The organism is Streptomyces sp. NPDC002690, assembly GCF_053592415.1.
The window spans coordinates 1-4,797 of record NZ_JBSFVR010000477.1 but is presented as its reverse complement, the minus strand read 5'-3'; the positions used below and the strand labels follow the sequence as shown (position 1 = coordinate 4,797).

Here is a 4,797-nt window from a genome sequence, read left to right as displayed (position 1 = left end):
CCCCGCCGCTGATCGCCTACTCGGCCCTCGTCACCCTGCTCGCCATCGGCGCCTCGGGCTACTTCGGCTCCAAGCCCCGCCTGCTCCTTCCGGCGAGATCCTCGACCCTTCCGCCCTGCGTGCCGCGCTCGCCGCGTCCCTCCCCGCACACCTGGTACCCAACGCCGTACTCGTCCTGGAGCGGCTGCCGCTCACCCCCAACGGGAAGCTCGACCGCGCCGCCCTGCCCGCCCCCGACCAGCGCCCCGCGCTGCGCGAGGCGTACGTGGCCCCGCGCACCGAGGCGGAGGAACTCGTCGCGGACATCTGGCGCGAGGTCCTCGGCATCGACCGGGTCGGGGCGATGGACGACTTCTTCGACCTCGGCGGGCACTCGTTGCTCGCCACCAGGGTGATCGCCCGGATCCGGGCGACCGCTGAACTCACCGTCCCCCTGCGCACCCTGTTCACACACCGGACGGCCGCAGCCTTCGCCGAAGCGGTGGAAGCCGCCCTGGTGGCCGAAATCGACGCCCTCACGGACGACGAGGTCGCGAGCCTCCTGTCCGCCGGCGACGACTCCCTGGAAGGAACCGGTTCGCCCGCATGAGCGAAACCACCACATCCTCCGCAGGCCTCTCGGAGGCCAAGCGCGCCCTGCTGAGCCGCCGGCTGCGGACCGGCCTCACCACCGCGCCCCGGCCCGTCGTCCCCAGGCGGGACGACGGGGAGGTACCCCCGCTCTCCTTCGCCCAGGAACGCCTCTGGTTCATGGAGCAGTACGCACCGGGCACCGCCGCCTACAACATCCCGGTGGCCCGGCGGCTGCGCGGTCCACTGGACCACGCGGCGCTGGAGCGCGCCCTGGACATGGTGGTGGCCAGGCACGAGACCCTCCGCTCCCGGTACCCGGCGACCGACGACGGCAGGCCCGTCCTGGAGATCGCCGAGCCCGCGCCCGCTCCGCTGCCCGTCGCCGACGCGGTCGACGAGGCGCACGCGGCACGGCTGGTGGACGAGGCGGCAGCCCGGCCCTTCGACCTCGTGGCGGGCCCCCTGCTGCGGACCCTTCTGGTGCGGTGCGCCCCCGACGAGCACATCCTGCTCCTCGTGGTGCACCACAGTGTCAGCGACGGCTGGTCCAGCGAGATCCTGATCTCCGAGATCCTGCGCTGCTACACGGCCCAGGCTGCGGGCGGCCCCGATCCGCTGCCCGAACTCCCGGTCAGGTACGGAGACTTCGCGCTGTGGCAACGCGACCGGCTGAGCGGGGACGCGATGGCCGCAGAGGTGGCCTACTGGGCCCGGGAACTGGCCGGCGTGGAGCCCCTCGTGCTGCCCACCGCCCGGCCGCGGGCCGCCCGGCAGACGTTCGACGGGGCCGGATACGGCTTCCAGGTGGACCGAGGACTGCTCGACCGGCTCACCGCTCTCGGCAAGGCCCACGGTGCCACCGTCCACATGGTGATGCTTGCCGCCTTCCAGGTGCTCCTCGCCCGCTTCAGCGGACAGCGCGACTTCGCGGTGGGCTCACCGGTGGCCGGCCGGCCGGAGCCCGAACTCGAAGGCCTCGTCGGCATGTTCGTCAACGTGCTGCCCCTGCGGGCCCGGCTCGACGGGAATCCCGGCTTCGCCGCGCTGCTGGAGCGGACGCGGGAGACCTGCCTGGAGGCCTACGCCCACCAGGAACTGCCGTTCGCCCAGCTGGTGACCGAACTGGGCGTCGAGCGCGACGTCTCCAGGCCGCCGGTGTTCCAGGCCGTGCTCGCCGTACAGAACTACGCGACCGCTCAGAACTACGCGACCGCACAGCAGCGGGACGCGAAGGGAGCGTTGGACGCGGAGACCTACGGCCTGCGGGCCGCCGGCACGCGGTTCGACATCGAGCTGTTCCTGATGGAGTGGCCGGACGGGCTGCGGGGAGCCTTCAACTACAACACCGACCTCTTCGACGAGGCGGACGTCGCCCGCATGGCGGGACACCTGGACCGGCTGCTGCGCGCGGTGACCGAGCACCCCGACGTGCCCCTGTCCGAACTGGACGGCCTGTCGGGCGCCGAACGCGAGCTGGAGCTTGAGGAGTTCAACGCCACCGACGTCGCACTCCCGGCCGACGCCACCCTGGTGTCCCTGATCGACGAGCAGATCGCGCGTACCCCCGAAGCGGTGGCGGTGACCGGCGACGAGGGCACGCTCACCTACGCGGCACTCGACGAGGCCGCCGACCGGATCGCCGGCCGGCTCATCGCGGCCGGAGTCACCCGCGGCGACGTGGTCGCCGTCAGCGCCGAACGCTCGCACGCCCTGGTCACCGCGCTGCTCGGCGTGATGCGTACCGGCGCCTGCTACACCCCGCTGGACACCGAGTACCCGGCGGAGCGGCTCCAGTTCATGCTCGCCGACAGCGGAGCGCGCGTCCTGCTCACCCGGCGCGGTCTTCCCGTACCCGAGGTCTGCGATGCGGCTGTGCTGTACCTGGACGACGACGCACATCGTGGGAGCGCTCCCGCCACGGGTCGGGGTGCGGGGCCGCAGCCGGACGATCCGGCGTACCTGATCTACACCTCCGGTTCCACCGGCCGCCCGAAGGGAGTACCGAACACTCACCGTGCCCTGGTGAACCGGCTGCTCTGGATGCAGCGGAGCTACCCGATCGGCCCCGACGACCGGGTACTGCAGAAGACTCCGGCCGGGTTCGACGTGTCGGTCTGGGAGTTCTTCTGGCCCCTGATGACCGGGGCGCGTCTCGTCCTGGCCCGCCCCGGCGGGCAGAAGGACGCCGCCTATCTCCAGGAACTGATCCGTTCGGTCCCCGTCACCGTCGCCCACTTCGTCCCCTCGATGCTGCCGCTCTTCCTCGCCGAGGAGGGAGCCGGCCGGTGCACCGGGCTGCGGAGGGTCGTATGCAGTGGCGAGGCGCTGCCGCCGGACACCGCACGTGCTTTCCGCGCCCTGCTGCCGGACTGCGCGCTGGCGAACCTCTACGGCCCGACCGAGGCGGCCGTCGACGTCTCCTCGTGGGAGTGCGAGGGCGTGCTGGACACGGTGCCGATCGGGCGGCCGATCGACAACGTCCGGCTGTACGTCCTGGACGGAGCGCTGCGGCCTGTACCGCCCGGTGCCCCGGGCGAGATCCACATCGGGGGGACCGGTGTCGCCCTCGGCTACCACCGCCGACCCGGCCTGACCGCGAGCCGCTTCGTCCCCGACCCGTACGGTCCGCCCGGCTCACGGCTCTACCGGACCGGCGACCTGGGCAGGCGCCGCCCCGACGGGACGCTGGAACACCTCGGAAGGATCGACCAGCAGGTCAAGTTGCGCGGGCTCAGGATCGAGCCCGGTGAGATCGAGTCCGCCCTGCGCGCGCTGCCGGCCGTGACCGAGGCGGCCGTCGTCGTACGCGAGGACAGCCCGGGGGACAAGCGGCTGGCGGCCTACCTCGTCACGGAGGACGGACCGGCCGGCCTCGATCCACAGGCGCTGCGGGCACAACTCAAACTCGTGCTCCCCGACTACATGGTGCCCGTCTCCTTCACCGCCCTGCCCGCCCTGCCGCTCACCCCCAACGGGAAGCTGGACCGCCGGGCGCTGCCGAAGCCCGAGCTGCACCGGGCCCCAGGAGCCGCCCTCGCACCCGAGAGCCCCGCCGAGCGGGTGCTCGCCGCGATCTGGGCCGAGGTGCTCGGACTGGACGAGGTCGGGGCGGACGAGGACTTCTTCGACCTCGGCGGGCACTCGCTGCTCGCCACCCAGGTCGTGGCCCGGGCACGGACACTGCTGCCGGAGGCCGGGGGCCGCCCGGTCAGCGTGATGGACCTGTTCACCTGCCGGACCGTCAGAGACCTGGCGGCGCTGGCGGAACTGCCCGAGGACGCCCGGGGCCCCCGCAGACTGCTGCACCGGCTGACCCCCCAGGTCCCTGCCGGGCGCCGGCGCGCCACCGTGGTCTGTGTCCCGTACGGAGGCGGCAGCGCGGTCGTCTACCAGCCCGTCGCCGACCTGCTTCCCGACGACCACGAGCTCTGGTCCGTCGCGATACCCGGTCATGACGTCGGCGTCACCGAGGAGCACCTGCCGTTCGGAGAACTGGCAAGGAAGCTCGCCGCCGAGATCGAGGAACGTGTCGAGGGCCCCCTGATCGTGTACGGGCACTGCGGCGTCGGCACCGCTCTGGCGGTGGCGACGGCACGCCTGCTGGAGGCGTCGGGCCGGGAACTCGAAGGGGTCTACGCCGGAGCGCAGTTCCCCTTCGCGCGACCGCGCGGTCGCGTGCTCGGCGCGCTGAGCCGGATCGCCTCCCTGGAGGCCCTGCTCGGAAACCGGGTCTACGTCAACTGGCTCACCGGGATGGGGGTCGACACCTCCCAACTCGACCGCGATCAGACCGCGTTCATCGTGGGCAACATGCGCCGCGACTCGCAGGCGGCGGAGGACTGGTTCACCGGCGCGATCGCCGATGTGGAGGCGGGAGCACCACGGCTGCGCGCACCCCTGGTGTCGCTGGTGGGCGACCGCGACCCGGCCGCCGACTTCTATTCCGAGCGCTACCGGGAGTGGCTGCTGCTGGCCGAGCGCTCGGCGGTCGCGGTGATCGACCAGGGCGGCCACTTCTTCGTCAAGTACCGGGCCACGGAGGTCGCCGAGGCGGTCACCACGGTGCACCGCGCCCTGCGCGAGGATGCCACCGCGTCGCTGCCGGAGCGGACCCCGGACGCGGCGTGGTGGTTCCACGGGGAGACGGGACCTCCGGAGCAGGTCGCCGGGACCGGGGTCTGACCGAAGCGAGATCGCACGGCTAGGAGTCGATCCCTCATGGCT

The 4,797-nt window shown here is 72.5% G+C and carries 2 protein-coding genes; both read left to right on the top strand.

The genetic code is table 11. The features are described 5' to 3' along the window. On the top strand, nucleotides 1–589 hold a 589-nt coding region (locus tag ACWD3D_RS33620; protein WP_451464503.1), incomplete at its 5' end, for a phosphopantetheine-binding protein. Beyond that, nucleotides 586–4,755, top strand: coding sequence for a non-ribosomal peptide synthetase (locus ACWD3D_RS33615; protein WP_451464502.1), 4,170 nt, complete (start codon nucleotides 586–588; stop codon nucleotides 4,753–4,755). The genes ACWD3D_RS33620 and ACWD3D_RS33615, both read left to right, overlap by 4 nt. The last annotated feature ends 42 nt before the right edge of the window (nucleotides 4,756–4,797 follow it).